We start from the raw sequence: 21,045 nt of genomic DNA on the forward strand, positions 1-21,045 counted from the left end.
TTGTTGTATGATGTACAGCCATTATGCGGTAACCTGTAAACAATAAACACGGAGAATCATGAACCGTTAGGTGTAAAATATTGACCATACGCGCTTCTGCACATTCGATAATCCAGGGGGTGATCCTACATGAAGTACCGCAGCATCCAGACCCGGCTGATCACGTTCATGCTCGCTGTCACAACCATTCCGCTCCTGCTCTCGCTGTTCATTACGTTTACGCATACCCGCGAGTCCGTGAAGGAGCAGACGGTGGATGAAAATATACGGTTGATTTATCAAGGAGCCACCAATCTGATGAACTATTTGCGCGGCATCGACCGCGCCTCCCTGTCCGTATATTCCGATCCCCATTTTCTGCGCAATCTTGCCTTAGATCCCGATAATCACCGGGTTGTAGCCGAGCTGTATACGACCTTGCAGGCCATTCAAACGGGCACGCAGGACGTGCATCAAATTTATCTGCATAATAATTTAACGGGACAGTCCACCCAAATATCTAGTAATCTCCCTCGAAGGGAATTCCGTCAGGCACCCTACCGTAAAATAGAAGAATTCGGCCCGGGCAATACGGCCATCGAGCCCGTCCATCAGGTGCACAGTTACGGGTTCCCTCCGCGGCCTGCGGACATTCTGAATTTTGAAGTTTTCACCTTCTATCGATCCATCACCAACGTGCCGTCACCCGACCAATATGCCCTAATAGCGATCGATGTGAAACTTGACAGTATTTTGGCCATTTGCGATCAGCTGTATGCCAAAGGGGAAGAACAGCTATACTTGATTGATGACGAGGGAAGCATCATCTACGGTCCGGATCCGCAGCAGAGAGGGCAAAGTTTGGACGACCCTGTGCTCATGGGCGAAATCGCTCAAGCGGATAATGGATATTATGACGGCGAAGACGCGATGATCGTCTACGAGAAGCTCGACTTGCCTTACGCTCCTTGGACGCTTGTCAAACAAATCCCACATCAAACGTTGTACAAACAGTCGACAGAACTCACGAGTATTAACGCGATTATTGCGATATTAGCACTGTTCGTTGTCATATTTGGCACCCTATGGATATCCATTCGGATTACAAGACCCATTAAACAACTCACAAGCTACATGAATCAGGTGAAAACCGGGCGGCTTGACGTGGACATTGACGTTACAAGCCCGGACGAGATCGGGATTCTCTCCCGCCGCTTCCGAACGATGATGGACACCATCAACAACCTGATCCTGCGTGAGTATCGGCTGGAAATCGCCAATAAGACCAATCAGCTGAAGGCACTCCAGGCGCAGATTGATCCGCATTTCCTGTACAATTCGCTCCAGTCGATCGGTACCTTGGCCCTGCAGCATAATGTGCCGCGCATCTATTCCCTGCTCTCATCGCTGGCGAATATGATGCGCTACAATATGCGCAACAGCGAGGGCAAAGTGAGCCTGCAGGATGAGATCAATCATGTGCGGCTGTACCTTGAGCTGCAGAAGCAGCGGTTCCGTGACCAACTGGACATCACATGGGATTTGGATCCGGAGAGCCTTACGACTCCGGTTCCAAAGATGATCCTGCAGCCGATTGTTGAGAATTATTTTAAGCATGGCATGAATACGCACGCCGGCGTCGGCCATATATCCATATCTTCCCGCATCTCGGATGAACGCCGCTTGATCGTCGTCGTTGAAAATAACGGGTCATCCATCGAAGAGGCCGAGCTCGCTTTGATTCGCAGCAAACTTGCGACCGCATACGGCCACCCTGACCTGAACGATGCCGGCAATGAATCGATTGGGCTCTTAAATGTATTGATGCGATTGAACTTATACTCCGACAACAAGGCCGGATTAACGATAGAGAATGTAGTACCACACGGCGTCAAGGTCACGCTCGATATCAACGCATGGGAGAGTGAACAGTAGAATGAGAGTATTGATCGTAGATGACGAACAGCATGTGCGGGAGGCTATAGGGCTTCTGGCAGACTGGGAGCGGCATGGCATCACGGAAATCGATCAGGCCGCTGACGGGGAGGAAGCGGTCCGCTTAATCGAGGAGAACAAACCGCAAATCGTCATGACCGACATGCGAATGCCCCGTAAAAACGGACTGGAGCTGCTTACCTGGCTCCATACGACGAAACCCGATATTAAAGTGCTCGTCATTAGCGGATATGATGATTTTGAATATGTGCGTCATACGATCCGTTCGGGAGGCATTGACTATATCCTCAAGCCCGTTGAACCGGACAGCTTAAACGAAGCGCTGGCCAAAGCCGTTCAAACCTGGCAGCTCGAGGAAGAGAAGCGGCAGCAGATTACTAACCAGAATATCGAAATGAATCAGATGACCCCTTTCTATATGGACCGCCTGCTATCGGATCTGGTTAACGGCTACGGGAACAGGGACAGCGTGGTTTCCCAATTGCGGAACAGAATGATGCTGCCGGTAACCGGCATGATCTATAACGTTGCCGTCCTACGTGATGATCAATTTGACGAAGCTTTGCTGTCCAAATTCCGCAACAGGCGCCATCTGCTATCCTTCACGCTCATCAATATTTGCAATGAGCTGTTGATGGATCAGGGGGTGGCCTTTCGACATATCGACAAGCCCGGGGAAATCATGATCCTCTGTTGGAATCCGCGGCTTCCCTTTAACGACGTACTGGATCGAATCAATGACGGGTTCTTCTCCACCCTTCGCAGGCGTAGCCATTTCGGTGCCGCCAGAGCAGGCGCCTTTCCCGATGATCTGCCGAAGGCTTATCTAAATGCCGTCCAAGCCTTGTGCGGCCGCAATCTATTAACCGGCAAATCCCGTATCCATCGCGAACGTGCCGTTGAAAGCGAAGGCTCTCGGACCCTGCGGCTCTCCTCCTACGAGGAGAAATTCAAGCTGGCTGCACTTAGCGGGAGCAAGGAGCGCATTGAGGCAGCCACGGAAGAATGGCTGCACGATGTGAGAGAGAGAGATCTCGTATCGCCGGAGCATCTGGCGAGATGGAATTCGGAGTGGGACTGGATCCAGTATCATTGGACGGAAAATGAAGTGAAAAGCACGCAGGAGCCCGTCGAAGACGCTGAAATCTCGCAGGACCTTCCCTCCCCGCTTCCTTACAGCGAGGAGGGAATGATCTGCTGGGATCGCTGGCGCGAACAGATCAGCGGAAGACTGTATGCAGCATCCCGGGTTCTTACCCAGATTCATTCCAAGGACAATCACATCATTCATGATATTGCCCACTATTTGGAGCAGCACTATCATGAAGAGATATCCCTTCAGCAAATTGCGGGGAAGTTCTTTCTTAGCAGGGAGTACATTTCGCGAAAATTCAAGCAGGAATTCGGCGTAACGCTATCGGATTTTCTCGGGCGGATTCGTATCGATAAAGCCAAAACGCTGCTGCTCAATCCCCAGATCCGGATCGCCCAAATCGCGGAGATGGTCGGTTACCAGGATGAGAAATATTTCAGCAAAGTATTCAAAAAGATGGAGGGTTTCACGCCGAACGAATACCGCAAGAAACCTATGAGTTAAGTGAAGGGGCCGTGCCCCTTTCTTGGCTGCTGGCTCGATATTCATTCTTTTGGGTATATTCTATATATTCCAGACTGATATCAGGAGGAGATTATATGTACCGCAACAACCCGTACCGCTGGTGGAATCTGCTGTTTTTCGCCGGTGTAATTGCCGTGAATGTGTTATCAGGCATGCTGCCGCTTGGCGGCAGAACAACCGGGGAGATATCGGATATGTATTATACAGCGATCACTCCCGCAGGATATGCCTTTTCCATATGGTCCGTCATCTATGTGCTGCTGTTCTTTTTTGTCATCTATCAGCTGCGTCGTAATACCGGAAGCCGCGATTCGGTAAAATCCATCGGACCATGGTTTATCCTCAGCTGCGTATTCAATATGGCATGGCTTATATTGTGGCACTATTTGTATATTGAATGGTCTGTCGTGGTGATGTTCCTGCTGCTGTTAACCCTATGGGTTCTATATGTCCGCACGCATACGATCGACTATCCGACGTCAGGCGAGAAGTTCTGTCTGAAATTGCCGTTCAGCCTCTATATCGGCTGGGTGTGCCCCGCCTTTATCGTCAACGTCGGGATCGTGTTTCAGAAGAATGACTGGAGCCTCTTTGGCCTGCGCGAAACCACTTTAGGGATTGTGCTGCTCTGCATCGGTGCAGTACTCGCCATATGGATCGGCCAGCGCTACCGGGACAGCATCGTGCCGCTGGTCTTCACCTGGGCTTACATCGCCATCGCGGCCGAGCATCGGGAGACCGACAGCATCTTAATGACCGCCTTTGTACTCTCTATCGTCCTGTTTGTATATGCCATATGGCTCTTCTTTACGCGCAATCGGAGAAGATCTCGATATTAAACCATGTCCGGCTCTTACGCAAAAGAGAAGTTTCTTGCTTTCGATTCGTTTCCTACTCGATCTAAACGATAAAGGCTGTTGTTGATCTAATCCAGGGGGTTGTAAAGGGTTCTATTCCATAGTTCTCAGAATATCTCCTATAATCCCCTTGGATTGATGAACGCCCTGATCTGTATTTGTCATAATTATTGTGCCCTTCCCTGAATACGGCCGAATGGTCATCATGCATTGAAATCCTACGCCCCATCCGAGTGATGAAACCTCAACCTCTTGATCAGACCCGCCCAAAAAAACACCAAGCCCAGTCCATTCCTTGCTCCCTTGAGGAGTGATCCATTCCTTCGCCCTGTCATCGGATAACCCTATTCTACTTCTGCCATTTAAAGAATCAATGAATTCGATAGCCAAGAGGGCTAGATCGGATGGTGTGGTCCATAGACCCGATGCAGCCGCGTAGGGGTACATCGGATATTTGCCGTCAACCAACTCCCCGTTCTTGTGATGGCCGCATGATAACTGTCCGCTCATGGGTTGTGAAATGGTCGGATTTATTATACTGCCTCTCATATTTAACGGTTCAAATACCTGCTCCTTCATCAGTATCTGAAATGGCTTACCGAACACGTCTTCAATCAACAATTGAATGATGCAAAAACCGGCGTCCGAGTATGCAAATTCACTCCCGGGCTCATACGTGACACGAATCGCTTCATTACAATATGGCGTCCGTCCCTCCAACAGCTCTACCATAGAGGGGAAACCATGCGCGGAGTCCCATTCGCTAAAGCTGCCTTCAGGGTCCATGATTCCAGACTGATGGCACAATAATGTTCGAAGGGTCACTTTGCTATGCCGGGTGAATTCGTTCTCCGGAACTTTCCAGGTAGAGAGTTTAACATTAACATCTTCATCCAAATTCAGCAGCCCTTGACCAACCAGCTTCATAACGAGCATTGAGGTAACGAATTTACTGATAGAACAAGCGTTAAATATTGAATGTCCGGTTACCTTGTTGCCGGTTCCAGCTTCCAAAGTACCGTAGCCTTCTGCCACCTGAATATGACCTTCAACAATCCGTACCATGCTTAAACCGGGTACCTGATATTGCTTCATCCATCCTCGAATTTCCTTGTTAATATTAGGCTCGATCCCCAAGAGATACCCTCCATATTAGTTTGACCTACATACTAGCTTCTATGTGTATTATAGAACGTAAGTTCGTATTATTCAATGCCGCACGATTTCCATTAAACATAAAAAAGGGAGCTTTACCAATGCAGGCAAAGCTACCTTTTACATGTGATAATTTCGCTTATGGTTTAACGGCAATGACTTCAATCTCAACCAGTCCGTCCTTCGGTAAACGAGCAACCTCAACGGCGCTGCGAGCAGGGTAAGGCTCGGAGAAGAAGCTGCCGTACACTTCGTTAACCGCTGCAAAATCATTCATATCCTTCAAAAATACGGTGGTTTTCACGACGTGGTCGAGGCTTGTCCCGGCTGCTTCAAGGATCGCCTTCACGTTGCTAAGAGACAGCTTCGCCTGTTCCTGAACTCCCTCGCCGAATTCACCCGTTTCCGGATTCAGGCCGAGCTGGCCTGAGGTATAAACGAATCCGTTGATTTCTACAGCTTGGCTGTAAGGTCCGATAGCCCCCGGTGCTTTGTTGGTCGATATGATATGTTTACTCATGGTCTGTCACCCTTTCTATGTATTCCTATCTGTGTACATTGTAATCTGCCACGGGTGCTCTGGCAAATTTATTCAGCGGCCTCTCCGAGAACATGAATGACTTCATTGGTGTATACATGGTGGCCTTTCATATCCGTTAAGCCGATATTCACCATCGACTTGGCTACTTTCCGCGCAGGTATGGCCCGGTATGGAGCCAGCTTCGGACCTTTGAATGCAAAGTCGAGGGAAGTCATGAGAACCGATGCCACCCGCTCTCCAAACCGCCGCTCGGGCCGCTCGCCCAGCAATAATGACGGTCTGAACAGATGCAGCCCCCGAAAGCCAATCCCGGCCAGCTTTTCTTCAACCTCACCCTTGGTACGAAGATAGAAGTTACGCACCTTCGGATTCGCGCCTGCGGAGCTGACCGCCATAAATTGTCTCACCCCGTGCCGCTTAGCCAACTCCGCTGTCTTGATGACATAATCCACATCCACTTTACGGAACTGCTGCTGGGACCCTGCTTTCCTGATCGTGGTTCCCAGGCAGCAATACACGCTATGGACGCCAGAAAATGCTGCGCTGTATCGATCCAGTTGATCCCATTCTACCAAGATGGGCTTCAGCTGGGGATGCGCAATATCAGGAAGACTTCGTACCAGCACGCGAACCTCTTCAAGCTCCTCGCGCCCCAGCAGTTCTTCGGTTACCATACGCCCCACAAGCCCTGTAGCCCCGACTACGAGTGCAACCATTCCCACCTCTCCCCCTCCCTCAGTTCATGATATAAAATATGAATGACATGAAAGGCTTCTGCAGCCCCCGTTCTTCTATGCAGCACGAAGCACTCTCCGCCCTACCGTCCAAGCGATGAGTATCATCAGCATGCCCACTGCGGTTTGAAAACCATATTGGGCTACCCAATCCGGAAATGGGCTGATCAAACTTCCTTTTGACCTCATTCTACACCGCATCGGACCCAAGTCAATATGACTTTTTAAATATAAAACTCACATGAAATTCTCATGGCTCAGAGCCTGGACATCCAAGCTTAAAAAGGCAAAAAAAGAGCGCAAATCAGGCTCGATTTGCACTCTTTCTCCAAGCGGTTATGAAGCTGGTCAGCGGTTTCCACTCCCTGCGGAGCCAGCCGGAGGATTCGGCAGTTTCCTCCGCCATAAGCCCCGCGGTGGACAATGCCGCCTGCTGACTGTCTGTGACAGGGAGAACTTCCTCATTCATCATCTCATAGTATCCCAAATGATAGGTGCTGACCATGTCTCCGTGTAAGGTAAACACCTTGCCGTCACGAATATCGATCACCTTGCCGGTCACAACCCGGGATTCCAACATGATTCGTTCTGCCTCCCTTATCGTCCTTTTAGACTAGTCGCGGTATCTTGCACTCCAATCGGTATATTCACGCTCCGCCGCATCCTTCGTATGTCCGTATCGTTCCTGCAGCTTGCCAACCAATTTATCCTTCTGGCCGTCGATCACATCAAGATCGTCATCCGTCAATTTGCCCCATTGCTTCTTCGCTTCACCCTTCATCTGTTTCCATTTCCCTTTAAATACGTTGCTATCCATAAATATCAGCTCCTCTTAGAGTAATGAATGATGAAATGTAGAATTGCCTGTACTTGTGTATACCCCTCAGGAGTTTCTCTGAATCCTGGCAAAGGATGTCATCGCGAAGTTTCAGTCCTCGCATTGACCCTCAAAGGCACATCAAAAAAGCTGTCTCCATGGGCATCAACAGCTCCACGGGACAGCTTTATTTGTACATACATATCCAATCTCATAGTGCTGAGGGGTGGATGAAACGGCCTGATCACCCTTTCAGTTTGATGACCGCCCCCTCCCTTTCCCTCTCCTTGCCTTTTTCCTCTTCTTTATCTTCCCCAACCAAGTCTCTGGCGGAAGCTTTGAATTCAGACAACGTGCGGCCCACCGCCCGGCCAAGCTCCGGCAGCTTGGAAGGACCGAACAAAATGAGCACAACAATCAGGATCATCATCAATCCAACAAAGCCGACATTTTGAAACATAGAACCCAACTCCTTTAATATGTGATGGTGACCGTTCATTTGTAAAAGCCAGCGGCTATTCGATCAGCAGACTTCGTGAAACGAGAACAACTTACTTTTTCTTATCCTTGCCAGGGTATACGGCTACGGCTTCAATCTCGATTAACCAATCGGCATTCACGAGGCTCGCCACTCCTACGGTAGAACGAGCAGGCTTCACGGGATTCTCCTTCGTATTGAAAAACTGGGCGTATGCGTCAAACCAGCCGGTATAATCAAAAGCTCCGTTCTTGGCTGCATCCGGGGTCAAGTACACTCTCAAATAGACGACATCCTTCATCGTCAGCCCCTGCTCCTTCAGCTGTTTCTCGATCTCCTTCAGGATGCCGATCCCTTGGGTTTTGGTATCGCCATAGCGCTCATAAACCGTCTTGCCATCCTTGTTCAGCAAGGGCGGAACCGTCCCGCTTGTATAAAGATAGGAGGCCCCTTCGGGTACGATAACCCCGCTGGAAATAGAGGAGGTAGGACTGCCGTAAAATTTCGGGGCGGGTAAAGCTTTGGACGGCTTCTTATAGGCGGAAGAGCTGTCGGCATACGCGGCGGGAACACTCACCGCACTGATCAGCATGGCCAGTGCCAGGATTGTCTTCAGTTGATTTTTCATGGAATCGTCTCCCTTCGATTTACGCTTTCATTACGCGTTGATGGATGTCGGTTACGACCTCGCGGGCGGACTCAATGGCCCCTGCTTGCCAAGCCGTGATGTAGCTGATGTGCTCTCCTGCCAGGTAAATACGGTTATCCGGCTTGCAAAGGGTAGGGTAATAGGTTTTCCTGTCGTTGGCGGAATAGGATACCCAGCCACCTTCCTGGTATTTGGTCTTTTTCCAGTCGATGGAGAAGGATGCTTCGAACTCCTTCGGATACTGTGGATGGATCTTGGCGCCCTGCGTCAGCGCAAGTCGCTCGCGCTCGGCATACGACATGGCGCCGAGTTTATCCGCAGTGCCCCCGTATGCGTAATAGCCGAGCAGAATCCCCTTCTTTCCAAAATAGTCCGTCGGCGGATAGTAGATTTGCGTAATGTCCATATTCGTCAAGCTGCTGCCGCCATATAAATATTCGTCTTCTTCCCAGAAACGCCGTTTGAACTGCAGGCCGATTTTACCTGCGGAGGCGTAGCCGACGCTGCTGATCGCCTTGGACATCTCCGGCGAGAAATCGGCCGGGATTTTCTTCAATACCGTCAACGGTATGGTGCAGATGCAATAATCGCCGCGAATTTCTTGCTCTCTGGCGGAATGGCCGTCCGTGTACACGATCCGCACACCGGAAGAGGACTGGCGAATCTCCTTCACCTCTGCCCGGTACTTGATCCGGTTGCCGATTCTTTTCTCAAATGCCTTGACGATGGCGTCCATGCCGCCTACGGGATGAAACATCATCATCTGCTGGTCATAACCGTACTCGTTGCTGAAATATTTGCCGAAGCCGGAATTGATGATCGCCTTCAAATCGAATGGATCCCGGAGCACACCGGCATCCAGGCGGCTTCCCGGCTCATCCTTATACCCGCCGCGCTCGGATCCCTTGTAGAACAGATCCGGATTCAGATCTCCTTCGGCCTTCAGATAATCCACCAGCTTCAGCTTCTCTTCCGCTGTCAGCGGCAGATCCAGCGCATTTTGATTCACGGCTTTGGCCAACATCTCGGCCACGTAACCGCGCACGTCGGCTTTGGCTGCACGCTTGGGGACTCGCTGCCCGGATAAAGCCCCCACGTTCTCGTTATAGTAGTAGCCGCTCTCATTCACATTGTTGAATGGCTCGATGGCTACGCCAAACTTCTTGCAATAATCCAGCGTGACGTGAAACTGGGGAATCCGCATCGGGCCTGCATTGAAGTACAGCCCGTTATCAAAGCGGGAAGTCTGACGGCCGAATCCGATCTCCGCAATGGAGGTTCCTTTGCGAATCGTCCAGTTGCGCCCGCCGGCAAAGCTTTTTGCTTCCAATATCGTGCAGTCGTAACCTGCCAGACCGAGCTCATACGCTGCCGTCAAACCCGCGATTCCTGCGCCGAGAATAATAATCTTCTTGCCACCGCGGCCGCTTAGATTCAGGTCATTTTTTCCGGGAGGCGTATATTCCGCTGCTTTCAACGTTTCTGGCGTAAGGAGCCCCATCGTACCCATCAAGCTGAAGACGGCGACAGATCCCCCCACCTTGCCAACAGTCGTCAGAAATTGCCTCCGGGTCATCTCTTTTGGTTGTTCTTTTGTAGCCACCCTCGTTCACTCCTTCGCTAGTTTGTGATTGGATTCATGAGCCGATCTTAGCAGAGAATACAAGGTTTGGCTTAAATTTTGTTAGGTTTTCTTACATAGTTTTTTTATTTTTGAAAAATGATTGCTTTTTCACCTTCTTTTTCATAAAATCATGTCATAAATCCTTCCAAACAAAATGAAATCGCCAAAATTATTGCCGTTTTATCTTCTTCGGTTTTAATCCCAAGCCAGGAACAATAGCTAAGGGTTAACAATACTTACATAGGAGGTAAAGATTATGGAGAGTAAGGTGATGAGTATTGGGGTTGTTTGCGAACTGACCGGCTTGACGGAACGGCAAATTCGGTACTACGAGGAACGAAAGCTTATATTTCCGGAGCGTACGAAGGGAGGAAATCGTCGATATTCTTTTGAGGATGTGAAAAGCATCCAGGAAATCCATCAAAAAATGCAGGAGGGATTTAATACATTTGAACTGAAGGAATTGAACAAAACGAAAAAACAGCGCTGCACGCCCATCTTCCGATGATGACCAAAGGAGTGACGAAGCCTATGGAGTTCAAGAATACCATGACGCTGCTCGAGCACATCGCCGAACTTAGAAAACGGATCCTACTGGTAGCTGCCGTCTTCATCCTGAGTATGGCGGTAGGCCTGATTGCCGCCCCCCATGTGTTATCCATGTTAAAGCATCACTCACCGGCCTTTCAGGTAACCTGGAACGTGTTCTCGCCTTGGGACGGACTGCGCATCTATATGAGCATAAGTATCGTATTATCGCTGCTTCCTACCCTGCCGTTTACCCTTTATCAAATATGGCTGTTCGTCAATCAGGGACTGAACAACCGCGAGCAGAGAGCAGCCCTTCGGTTTATCCCTTTCTCCGCCTTATGTTTTCTTATAGGGGTCGCATTTGCGTACTTTGTCGTTTTTCCGATGAGTCTTGCTTTTACGACAGGAATCAACAGTCAGATGGACCTTGTCGAAACGTACGGCGTCGCCCAGTACTTCGGATTCATGTTTAATATCATCATCCCGCTCTCCCTTGCCTTCGAGCTGCCCGTTGTCGTCCTGTTTCTGACGCGAATAGGAATATTAAGCCCGGCTATCCTGCATACGATGAGGCGCTATGCCTACGTCGTTCTGGTGATCATTGCAGCGCTGATCTCGCCGCCTGATCTCGTATCTCACTTGATGGTTGCCATCCCGCTCATCGGTCTGTATGAGATCAGCACATGGCTGGCAAGCTGGATGCATCGCAAACAGAAGCATGTGAAGCATGAAGAAAGCACGGAAATCGATACGGCTCACCAGATGATCTAATTTCCGTATTCATTCCTAGCCGACTCACGGAGCAGCACGAGAATCGAAGACCAATTTATTGGCTGCCCTAGGGGCAGTGATATTTTAACGACAGGCGTACAAAAAAGAGGCCGTTTACCTGCACAGGTACGGTCTCCTTCTCATTCGTATCCATTAGAATCAGCTGCGATTCCCTGCTTATTACCACTAGCGGATCGTAATGACCTTCTTCTCCGCTTTCATATATTTAACGAATACGCCCGCATAATCGGGGTCCCACTGGGTTCCCCTGCCGGCTTCCAGTATGTTCAAGGCATCCACCGATTTCATGCCGCTGCGGTACGGCCTGTCCGACGTCATGGCATCATAGGCATCGGCCACGGCAATAATTCGTCCAAACAACGGAATCTCCTTCCCCTTCAACCCGTCAGGGTACCCGCCTCCATCATAGCGCTCATGATGGGACCGCACCCCTTCCAGATAAGGAGCCATGGCATCGGCAGGCTCGATCTGCAGCAGAATGTTCTCTCCTTGAGCCGGGTGGGCCTTTACCTGATCGAACTCCTCTGCCGTCAGTTTCCCTTCCTTCAGCAAAATATTGTCCCGAACTCCGATCTTGCCGATATCATGCAGCAATGCCGTCTTGTGCAACAGATCAACCTGCTCTTCGCTGAGTCCTGCCAGACGGCCGATTAACACCGAATACTCCGCTACCCGAAGCGAATGTCCGGCCGTGTATGGATCTCTGGCATCCAATGCCGCTGCCAGGGCGGCAAAATAACTGTCCAGCAGCTTGCGATTCCGCTCCTCACGCACCTGCAGCCCGCGAACCATCATATTGAAACCCGCGATCAGATTAGAAAATTCATCAGAATAGAGATTGGAGGTCTGAATCAGACGGCCCTCCTTAATCTCATTCATCGCCCGGTACAGCTGCCGGATCGGCCGCTGTAAATCCTGGGTCAAGAGCCAGGCGCCGATATAAGCAAAACCGACGCCAAGGAGCAGTATAAATCCCGCCCAACCCCAGTACTGCTGAGCTACGATCTGACTGAGCCCCTCCAGACGAATCTGGACCGCCAGACTAAACAGAAACAGCGGAAAAGTGCCGATTAGCATCGTGCTGAGCAAAAATTTTGTGCGAATCGCCATGAATACATGACCCTCAAGGGAGAAATCCACGCCATACCGAGATAACGCCTGCCGCCGAATCTCCTTGATCAAAGGGCGAATGGCGGCTATCGTCAGGAAAAATTCGATCATGGCATGACAGCTGGCTAGCAGGACCGCCCCCAGGCAAGCCAGCCATATATAGAACGGGGGAAAATTCAGTTTGCCCTGCTCCATCATCCAAACCGTCAGCAGAATGGCCGGAAGCGACAAGCCGAGCAGATGAGGTCCGAATATACGGTATACCGCCAAACGCGGCATACGGTGTATGCTCAAATATGCTTTTTCCAACGTTTCCAAATCCGTATGGCCTTCATTAAACCCCGCGTGAATCGGTCGTAAATGCCGAAGAAAGACGGTCAGCTCGGATGCAATCATCACCATGAATGAAATGGTCAGTATGACCACAAGGCGCGCGCCTTCCTCAATAGGAATTTCCAGAGTCGTTACCATTAATACGCCACCCACAACAAGCACAGCTGCAATGGACCCGATCATATAGTTCCGGATTAGCTGTTTAAGAAAAGACTTATACAGTTGCATGGAACGCCTACTTTCATTAACAGATAATAAACATCGGCAAGGCAGGTGTGAATCCGAACGTATTCGACATGATGCTACAACTTAAGATCCCAACAGCAGAATTTGCAAGAAAAAACTGTTAATATGAATATCGTTGGATTTCCAGAAAAAATCAAGCGTTTTTGCATAACATTCTAATATACATTTGAATATCTTTGCTTATTACGAGTACCTGTGCTATAATAAGTAATTGTTACATGAAGTTTAACCCCGTTAGTTCCTCGAAACATGGTTATTTACATCTCTGTTGAAGTGCAAATTCCTATTTTATGACCCTAAGAGTAAGAGTTTTATGGAACGGATTTCTGATTCACACTGGCGCGGTCATCGGAGCCGCAAGGACGAAAGAGAGGCAGGGCTTTTGTCGTTTTAGAAGCAAAGATTCTTGAGAATACTTCAAATACGGAACCGACTGTACAGCCGTTAACGGCCGTCAGGGGTTAAATTTTATATGTGCTTTTTAGCGCTCAACCTAGGACTCGGCCTTTGGCCGGGTCCTTTTCCATGTTACGCTGCCCTTTCGTTTGTCGAATCCCAAAAGACCAGTGACAGCCGCCTAAACGGCTGCATATGATACCGGAGACGATGAGTATTCGGAAGGAGCGTGTTGTTTTGAAGAAAAAGAAGAAAAGCCCATCATCTTCCTCTTCCCAGCCCTACAGGGTAGATCCCACTACGAGGGAACTCGATCTGCTCGAGCGAAATAAAGGACGCAGCCTCAAAAAAGATAAAGATGCCCACATTCTTTCAGCAGCAACCATTATGGATCTGGATGAGGATCTTATCGGTATCATGGAATTAAGACAAGAAGAAAAAGAAAACAAAGAAAACACCCCATTATCGATATCTGACGAAGATTCCAGCTTACCTACAGAAGATGCTGTAGCCGCTGACACCCTGACCGTGCCTACCGATCCCCCCTCCCTTCCCGAGATGGAGATCGAGCATGTGCAGCTGATTATGGAGAAGGAAATGCCTGAAATTAAGGGCGCATTCATATATACAGAGGATATAGGGGAATATGCGGTAACCGAAAGCCGGATCGCTTCGAGAGCGGTCACAGCATCCAAGCTGTCACGTGGTGCCGTCGGACCTGATGCCATACAAGATTACAGCATCACCAGTCTGCACCTTGCCGACGAAGCCGTGACCTCAGGAAAAATCGCGCCATTATCGGTCACGGGTGAACATCTAATGGATGGCATCTTATCTACGCGCAAGTTTCGAGACGGTTCCGTGAATGCCAGCAAGATCAAGGATGGCAGTGTAACCTCGCAGAAGCTGGCAGACCACGCCGTAGTTAGCGACAAAATCGCGGATGGGGCTATTACTGCACGTCATCTTCAACAGCTTCTCGTGACGACCGACCTGCTCGAAGACCAAGCGGTTCAAGGAGACAAAATCGCATCCAGCGCCGTAGAAACCCGACATCTCGCTAATGGGAGCGTTCATAGCTCCAAGCTTGCAGAGGATGCAGTCACTTCGACCAAAATCCGTGAAGGTGCCGTAACAGGGAAAAAAATTGCCGATGATGCCATCTCAGGGTCCCACATAAAACCGCTAAGCATCGAAAGTAAGCATTTGGCCAGCGAAGCCGTAACTACGGAGCATATTGCTGCCGGCAGCATCGGGTCAGGCCTAATTGCAGATGGTGCCATTAATGCCGGACATATTGAGGAAGGCTCGCTCAGCGCCCGCCATTTAGCGGACGGAGCCATAGGATCAGAGCAAATCCGGCCTGGCTCTATCGGTTCCGACCAGATCAGCATCAACGCCGTATCGGCCCGCCATCTGGCCGATTCCAGCGTCACAAGCTCCAAGCTTGCCGATCAATCCGTCCATACGGTGAAGCTGGTGGAACAGGCGGTGACGGCTTCGAAAATCGCAGATCAGAGCATACTCCCTAACAAAATTGCCAATGAAGCCGTCCAAACGCGCCATCTGGCTAAGGGCACGGTGGAATCGGATCAAATTGCATCGGATGCCATTCAAACCCGGCATCTCGCTGCGGATGCAGTAAACGCCGAGCACATTGCCGAGGGCAGCATCTTACCTAAGCATTTCGCGCCTCAGAGCGTCATAGGGCGCGCCATTCATCCCAAAACGATAGCGGAGCAGCATCTGGCTGACGGAGCGATCGGGAAACAGCATCTTCAGCCCGCATCCGTCGGAGAAGAGACGCTGGCACCTGAGAGCGTGACGAGCCAAAAGCTTGCGCTTGGATCGGTTGGCGGAGCCATTATTGCTAAGCATGGCGTAACCTCCGGCAATATTGCCAGTGAGGCCATTCAGCAGCAGCATCTGTCAGGAGGCAGCGTAGGTGCCGAAGCTCTGCAAAACGGTGCGGTTCGCGAGCAGCATCTGGCCGATGGCTCTATTGCCAGCCGTCATCTGCAGAAGGGAAGCGTACGGACACAAGCGCTCGCACAGGGTGCGGTAACGACAGATAAAATTGCCGCAGGCAGCATCGTAGAGTCCTCGATCGGCGATGGGGTTATTGCGCCTCGACATTTGGGGGACCATGCCGTAACCTCACCGAAGCTGTCCCCGGAAAGCGTGTCCACGGATAAATTGACTGACCTTGCCGTAACTTCTAATAAACTGGCTGAGAGCAGTGTCACTGCTGGCAAAATAGCTCCAAAGGCTGTTCAATCCACTCATCTCTCGCCGAATGCGGTGACCTCAGAAGCGCTTCAGAACAAGGCCGTTACTTCAGAGAAAATCGCTCCGCAAGCTGTAGAGGGAGCACATCTGGGACTGGAATCCATCCTGGGCAAACATATCGTGCAGGAGGCCATTCATGGCTACCACTTGAAGAAAAAATCGATCACGTTAAGCCATTTGGCCGATGAAAGCCGCTCAGCGGAAGCGTTGTTTGCGGACGGCAGCATCCCGGGCGCAAAAATCGGATCACAATCGATTACGGAAGCCCATCTCTCGCCTTCGTCGGTCTCGGGAGCCGCACTGCAAGCGAACGCTGTGAGTGGTGACAAGATCAAGCCCCTTTCCATTTCAGCAGTGCATCTGCAAGAAGCGAGCGTCCAGTCTGACCATCTGGGCGTGGATATTGTGAAGTCACAGCATATGGATGAAGGATCGGTGACTGGCCGCCATCTTGCTTCCGGCTCTGTCAATGCCCGGCACATTCAAGCTGAAAGCATAGAGTCCGCACATATCACGAACGAGGCCGTCCTTCCTGAGCATATCGCCGGAGAGTCGATCCAGGGCGGACACCTTGCCGAAGGCGCTGTGAGCTCCAAGCATATTGAATTATTCTCGATTCAAAGCCATCACCTGGCGCCGTACTCGATCAACGCAGCGCATCTCGGAAATCAGTCTGTCGGTCATGTCCACCTGCAGCCGGACAGCGTTGGCGTCGATCAATTGCAGCCGGGGGCCGTAAAATCGAGGCAACTGGCGGAGGGTGCCGTTCTTCCCCATCACCTGCAAATTTCCAGCATCGGTTCGCAGCATATCGAAGCCGGCGCAATCACAACGGAACTTGTGCAGGACGGTGGAATTACAGGCAGCAAGATTGCTGACGCCTCCATCACCGGCAAGCATATTGCTGAGGGTTCACTTACCGGAGCGCAGATTGCCGACGGAACCATCGGCAGCAAGCACCTCGGGCCGGATGCCTTCAATAACTTCACGTTAGCCGAAGGATCGGTTAATGGCAGCAAAATTGCTGAGGCTTCCATCACCGGCAAGCATATTGCTGAGGGTTCACTTACCGGAGCGCAGATTGCCGACGGAACCATCGGCAGTAAGCATCTCGGACCGGATGCCTTCAATAACTTCACGTTAGCCGAAGGATCGGTTACTGGCAGCAAAATTGCTGAGGCTTCCATCACAGGATCGCATGTAGCTGAAGGATCGCTGACTGGCGCCCAGATTGCCGACGGGGCCATCGGCAGTAAGCATCTCGGACCGGATGCCTTCAACAACTTCTCGCTGGCCGAAGGATCGGTTACCGGCAGCAAAATTGCCGACGCCTCCATCACCAGCGCGCACATTGCTGACGGTTCTCTGACTGGCGCCCAGATTGCCGACGGGGCCATCAGCAGCAAACATCTCGGACCGGATGCTTTCAACAACTTCTCGTTAGCCGAAGGATCGGTTACCGGCAGCAAAATTGCTGAGGCATCCATCACAGGATCGCATGTAGCTGAAGGATCGCTGACGGGCGTCCAGATTGCTGACGGAGCCATCGGCAGCCGGCATCTCGGACCGGATGCCTTCAACAACTTCTCGTTAGCCGAAGGATCGGTTACTGGCAGCAAGATTGCTGAGGCTTCCATTACAGGCGCTCACATTGCTGACGGTTCTCTGACTGGCGCCCAGATTGCCGACGGGGCCATCAGCAGCAAACATCTCGGACCGGATGCTTTCAACAACTTCTCGTTAGCCGAAGGCTCCATTGATAGCGACAAGCTTGCAAACGGCGCCGTCACAACCGCCCATCTGGCCGACGGAGCCGTTACCGGACAACAATTGGCTAAAGGTGCAGTAACGGCAGAACATTTAAGCTTTGCGCCAATACGCAGCGCAGCCGGCCAGCCGAAGCTGCAGCAATTTGGCATGACGCCATTTGTATTCGGAGCTGAAGCTTTGACCGAGGTGACCGTCCAATTCGAGGAGGCTTTTGCTGGGATCAACTACATCATTGTGGGAATGAGCAATAATCCAGGCTTCCAGATCTCCTTGAAATCCCAACGCGAGGATGCCGCCGTCCTTGAAGTGAGCCGCCAGCCCAACTGCAATCTCGCCTACGGCTTCATGTCCTGGATTGCAATCGGCCCTTCACGATAACACCATAGCAATCCCCAAAAAAGAGGCTCTCCCCTGCATAACACGGGAGGGCCTCTTTCACTAGCGGCTGACTATTGATATGGCTAATCTCATCATGGTGTACTTACCCTAACTGGCGTTTAAATTGTTTACTGGCGAAGAAGTAAGCGATGACCATGATGCCGACGCACCAGCCAAGCGCAACCCAGATCCCGTTTCCAACAGACCCTTCATACAAAAGGGAACGAATCGTATTCACGATAGATGTCACGGGTTGGTTCTCAGCAAACGCCCGAACAATTTTAGGCATGGTTTCGGTGGGGACAAAGGCCGAACTGATAAACGGCAGGAAAATCAGCGGATACGAGTAGGCTGTCGCCCCTTCCATAGACTTCGCTGTCAATCCAGGGATGACCGCCAGCCATGTCAGCGCCAGCGTAAACAGCCCTAGTATCCCAGCTACCGCGAGCCAATCCAGGATACTCGCGCTTGAACGGAAGCCCATCAGCAGCGCGACGAGGAAAACCACCACGACAGTAAGCGCATTAGAAACTAGCGAAGTCAACACGTGAGCCCACAATATCGAAGAGCGCTTGATAGGCATGGTAACGAAACGCGCCATCAACCCGCTTTTTATATCCGTAAACAGCCGCAGTGAAGTGTAAGCGACGCCGGATGCGACAGCCATCAGCAAGATTCCCGGCAATAAATAATTGACGTAGTTGTCCGTACCTGTCTCTATGGCACCGCCAAATACGTAGACAAACAGCAGCATCATCATAATCGGCGTAATCGCCACCGTGATAATCGTATCCGGGCTGCGCATGATGTTGCGCATTAAACGCCCTAGTAATGTCCCTGTTTTGCTTTTCATTTACATCGCCTCCTTGTTGCCGATGATCGCGAGGAAAATTTCCTCCAATGTCGGCTGCTTCTCAATGTACTCCACTTTCGCTGGCGGGAACATCGCTTTGAGTTCGGCAAGCGTACCGGTCGTGATGATTTTTCTGCTATGCAGGATGGCGATACGGTCCGCTAGCTGTTCGGCTTCCTCCAGGTACTGGGTCGTCAGCAAGATGGTCGTGCCGCCGCCGGCAAGCTCCTTGACGGTATCCCAGACTTCAATTCGCGCTTCGGGGTCAAGCCCTGTCGTCGGTTCGTCGAGAAAAATGACGGCTGGCGTCCCGATCAGGCTCATGGCGATGTCAATCCTGCGCTTCATCCCGCCGGAATACTGGTCTGCCCGGCGATTGGCCGCATCGGTCAGGCTGAATCTTGCAAGCAGATTGTCGGCAACTTGAGCAGGATTGGAAACTCCCCGCAATTTGGCAATCATCATCAGGTTTTCCCGCCCGGTGAGCATGCCGTCTAAAGCTGCAAACTGCCCTGTCAGACTGATGCTCTGGCGAACATGATCCGGTTGACGCTGGACGTCAAAGCCGCAAATACCTACTTCGCCGCCATCGGGCTTCATCAGCGTCGAGAGGATGTTGACTGTCGTCGTCTTGCCCGCTCCATTGGAGCCCAGCAGTGCGAAAATTTCGCCGCGCCGCACCTCAAAATCCACCCCCTTTAAGACCTCTTTGTCTTTAAAGGATTTTTTTAACCCTTTTACAGAAATCACTGCATTTCTCATATTTTATCCTCCTTATAATAGGTGCCTTGCGGAGCTAGATTGCCTACACTCATCTATTTAGTATGACTGATAATCTGTACTACTTACTACCGGGTCAAAAATGAACTGAATAGCGAAGGCGGTAATTCACGTTTGTAAACCAGCTAATCAGTCGTATTATCTATTAAAATTATTTTTTTCCCAATCGGTTCATGATATCCTGATTCAAATCTTCCCGATACTTGGCTACATAGGTTTTAGCGTTTGCCACTAGTTCGTCGGCAAAGGACGCCACGTCGTCACCAGTGATTTCCAGCACTTGTCTGCCTTCCGCCGCACCGGCTTCGAACAACTCGATTAATTCATACTGCATGTGCAGCATATCCATCCCGTTGCCCGTTGAGAAATTCCACATGTAGTTTTGAATTTTCTTAAATACAAACTGGTAGTCCTCTGGCAGGACTTCGACCCGTGCCATCATCATTTTGTATTCTTTTTTATCACCAATCATTTTTTTGAACATTTCCAACATATTATTTTTCCTCCTTTTATATAAAGCTGAACAAGGCACCCCAAAAATATCGGACGGAATATCTTATGAGGCTAATTTGACTTCAAGAAGTTGATTTTGGATGATAAGAAATCCCATTTTTCCCAAAATAATTCAAGCTCCTGGCGGCCTGCCTCATTAAGTGAGTAAAACTTGCGCGGCGGCCCCATATCTGACGGTTTCTTTTCAATGTTCACCAGCTTTTTCTTTTCTAACCGCACGAGTATGGTGTAGACCGTTCCTTCCACGACTTCGGTAAATCCAAGCTCGTTCAGACGGCGGGTAATCTCATAGCCATAGGTTTCACGGCGGCTGATGATTTCCAGCACGCAGCCTTCCAGCGAACCCTTCAGCATTTCAGTTAAATTTTCCATATTCGAAAGCCTCCTCTATTTCGTCCCTCCCCTATTCAGTATTACCTATATTCAGTATAACATAGTACTAAGGGAAATTTTTACTTAATAGCACTTGAAAAAAGACACTATTAAGTATCACTCATTACATGTACATTGTAATACTGAGTAGTAGGGGATGTCAACAATTTCTTTAAAAATATTTTTGCAACCTCATTGCTCAGTGTTGTCGGTATTCAGTGTGACCTACTACAGGTATATCGTAATACGTAGTAGATGGATTGTCAACCGGATT

Annotated in this window: 19 protein-coding genes; 6 read left to right on the forward strand and 13 right to left on the reverse strand. The window is 50.4% G+C overall.

Annotation, left to right across the window (positions count from 1 at the left end; translation table 11 throughout):
- The first annotated feature begins 129 nt into the window (after positions 1–129).
- The 3 genes from ACQKPA_RS10875 (at position 130) to ACQKPA_RS10885 (ending at position 4,392) form a co-directional block, all read left to right on the forward strand.
- On the forward strand, positions 130–1,914 hold the full coding sequence (locus ACQKPA_RS10875; protein WP_427492069.1) for a cache domain-containing sensor histidine kinase: 1,785 nt from the start codon (positions 130–132) through the stop codon (positions 1,912–1,914).
- Position 1,915: 1 nt separating this feature from the next.
- Complete coding sequence (locus ACQKPA_RS10880) at positions 1,916–3,532, forward strand: response regulator transcription factor (protein ID WP_427492071.1); 1,617 nt, start codon at positions 1,916–1,918, stop codon at positions 3,530–3,532.
- A 95-nt stretch (positions 3,533–3,627) separates the two neighbouring features.
- Positions 3,628–4,392 carry a tryptophan-rich sensory protein gene (locus tag ACQKPA_RS10885; protein WP_427492073.1) on the forward strand — a complete coding sequence of 255 codons (765 nt, stop codon included), beginning with the start codon at positions 3,628–3,630 and terminating at the stop codon, positions 4,390–4,392.
- 111 nt (positions 4,393–4,503) lie between these two features.
- Here ACQKPA_RS10885 and ACQKPA_RS10890 read toward each other — a convergent pair whose 3' ends face one another.
- From ACQKPA_RS10890 to ACQKPA_RS10925, 8 genes are all read right to left on the reverse strand, one after another.
- Positions 4,504–5,547, reverse strand: coding sequence for a serine hydrolase domain-containing protein (locus ACQKPA_RS10890; RefSeq protein ID WP_427492075.1), 1,044 nt, complete (start codon positions 5,545–5,547; stop codon positions 4,504–4,506).
- Between the two features lie 157 nt (positions 5,548–5,704).
- Positions 5,705–6,085, reverse strand: a complete 381-nt coding sequence (locus ACQKPA_RS10895) for a RidA family protein (RefSeq protein ID WP_071222088.1) — start codon at positions 6,083–6,085, stop codon at positions 5,705–5,707.
- 68 nt (positions 6,086–6,153) lie between these two features.
- A complete protein-coding gene (locus ACQKPA_RS10900) occupies positions 6,154–6,828 on the reverse strand; it encodes an NAD(P)H-binding protein (RefSeq protein WP_427492078.1) in 675 nt (224 codons plus the stop codon).
- Positions 6,829–7,144: 316 nt separating this feature from the next.
- Positions 7,145–7,420: a hypothetical protein gene (locus tag ACQKPA_RS10905; RefSeq protein ID WP_427492080.1), complete on the reverse strand. Its 276-nt coding sequence runs from the start codon at positions 7,418–7,420 to the stop codon at positions 7,145–7,147.
- 33 nt (positions 7,421–7,453) lie between these two features.
- Positions 7,454–7,657 (reverse strand): CsbD family protein, encoded by a 204-nt coding sequence (locus tag ACQKPA_RS10910; protein ID WP_071222090.1) that lies wholly within the window; start codon positions 7,655–7,657, stop codon positions 7,454–7,456.
- Between the two features lie 244 nt (positions 7,658–7,901).
- Positions 7,902–8,117: a twin-arginine translocase TatA/TatE family subunit gene (locus tag ACQKPA_RS10915; protein ID WP_071222091.1), complete on the reverse strand. Its 216-nt coding sequence runs from the start codon at positions 8,115–8,117 to the stop codon at positions 7,902–7,904.
- 91 nt (positions 8,118–8,208) lie between these two features.
- Positions 8,209–8,763 (reverse strand): RidA family protein, encoded by a 555-nt coding sequence (locus tag ACQKPA_RS10920; protein WP_427492082.1) that lies wholly within the window; start codon positions 8,761–8,763, stop codon positions 8,209–8,211.
- Positions 8,764–8,782: 19 nt separating this feature from the next.
- On the reverse strand, positions 8,783–10,387 hold the full coding sequence (locus tag ACQKPA_RS10925; RefSeq protein WP_427492084.1) for a flavin monoamine oxidase family protein: 1,605 nt from the start codon (positions 10,385–10,387) through the stop codon (positions 8,783–8,785).
- Between the two features lie 277 nt (positions 10,388–10,664).
- Between ACQKPA_RS10925 and ACQKPA_RS10930 the strand changes: the two genes are divergently transcribed.
- Both ACQKPA_RS10930 and tatC read left to right on the forward strand, forming a co-directional pair.
- On the forward strand, positions 10,665–10,916 hold the full coding sequence (locus ACQKPA_RS10930) for a MerR family transcriptional regulator (RefSeq protein ID WP_071222093.1): 252 nt from the start codon (positions 10,665–10,667) through the stop codon (positions 10,914–10,916).
- Positions 10,917–10,939: 23 nt separating this feature from the next.
- Positions 10,940–11,710 (forward strand): twin-arginine translocase subunit TatC, encoded by a 771-nt coding sequence (tatC, locus tag ACQKPA_RS10935; protein ID WP_427492086.1) that lies wholly within the window; start codon positions 10,940–10,942, stop codon positions 11,708–11,710.
- Between the two features lie 186 nt (positions 11,711–11,896).
- On the opposite strand, the gene ACQKPA_RS10940 is transcribed toward tatC, so the two are convergent.
- Positions 11,897–13,402 carry an HD-GYP domain-containing protein gene (locus ACQKPA_RS10940; RefSeq protein ID WP_427492088.1) on the reverse strand — a complete coding sequence of 502 codons (1,506 nt, stop codon included), beginning with the start codon at positions 13,400–13,402 and terminating at the stop codon, positions 11,897–11,899.
- 651 nt (positions 13,403–14,053) lie between these two features.
- On the opposite strand from ACQKPA_RS10940, the gene ACQKPA_RS10945 reads away from it, so the two are divergent.
- Complete coding sequence (locus ACQKPA_RS10945; RefSeq protein WP_427492090.1) at positions 14,054–18,253, forward strand: WIAG-tail domain; 4,200 nt, start codon at positions 14,054–14,056, stop codon at positions 18,251–18,253.
- Between the two features lie 103 nt (positions 18,254–18,356).
- Here ACQKPA_RS10945 and ACQKPA_RS10950 read toward each other — a convergent pair whose 3' ends face one another.
- The 4 genes from ACQKPA_RS10950 to ACQKPA_RS10965 all read right to left on the reverse strand — a co-directional run bounded on the left by ACQKPA_RS10950 (position 18,357) and on the right by ACQKPA_RS10965 (position 20,771).
- The gene (locus ACQKPA_RS10950) at positions 18,357–19,106 is read right to left on the reverse strand and encodes an ABC transporter permease (RefSeq protein WP_427492092.1); all 750 of its coding nucleotides are present in this window, start codon (positions 19,104–19,106) and stop codon (positions 18,357–18,359) included.
- Positions 19,107–19,868 carry an ABC transporter ATP-binding protein gene (locus tag ACQKPA_RS10955; RefSeq protein ID WP_427492094.1) on the reverse strand — a complete coding sequence of 254 codons (762 nt, stop codon included), beginning with the start codon at positions 19,866–19,868 and terminating at the stop codon, positions 19,107–19,109.
- Between the two features lie 169 nt (positions 19,869–20,037).
- The gene (locus tag ACQKPA_RS10960) at positions 20,038–20,379 is read right to left on the reverse strand and encodes a DUF1048 domain-containing protein (RefSeq protein WP_427492097.1); all 342 of its coding nucleotides are present in this window, start codon (positions 20,377–20,379) and stop codon (positions 20,038–20,040) included.
- A 71-nt stretch (positions 20,380–20,450) separates the two neighbouring features.
- The gene (locus tag ACQKPA_RS10965) at positions 20,451–20,771 is read right to left on the reverse strand and encodes a PadR family transcriptional regulator (RefSeq protein WP_427492099.1); all 321 of its coding nucleotides are present in this window, start codon (positions 20,769–20,771) and stop codon (positions 20,451–20,453) included.
- Positions 20,772–21,045: the final 274 nt, after the last annotated feature.

The sequence above is a fragment of the Paenibacillus sp. NPDC093718 genome (genome assembly GCF_050279985.1).
Taxonomy (GTDB): Bacteria; Bacillota; Bacilli; order Paenibacillales; family Paenibacillaceae; genus Paenibacillus_AQ.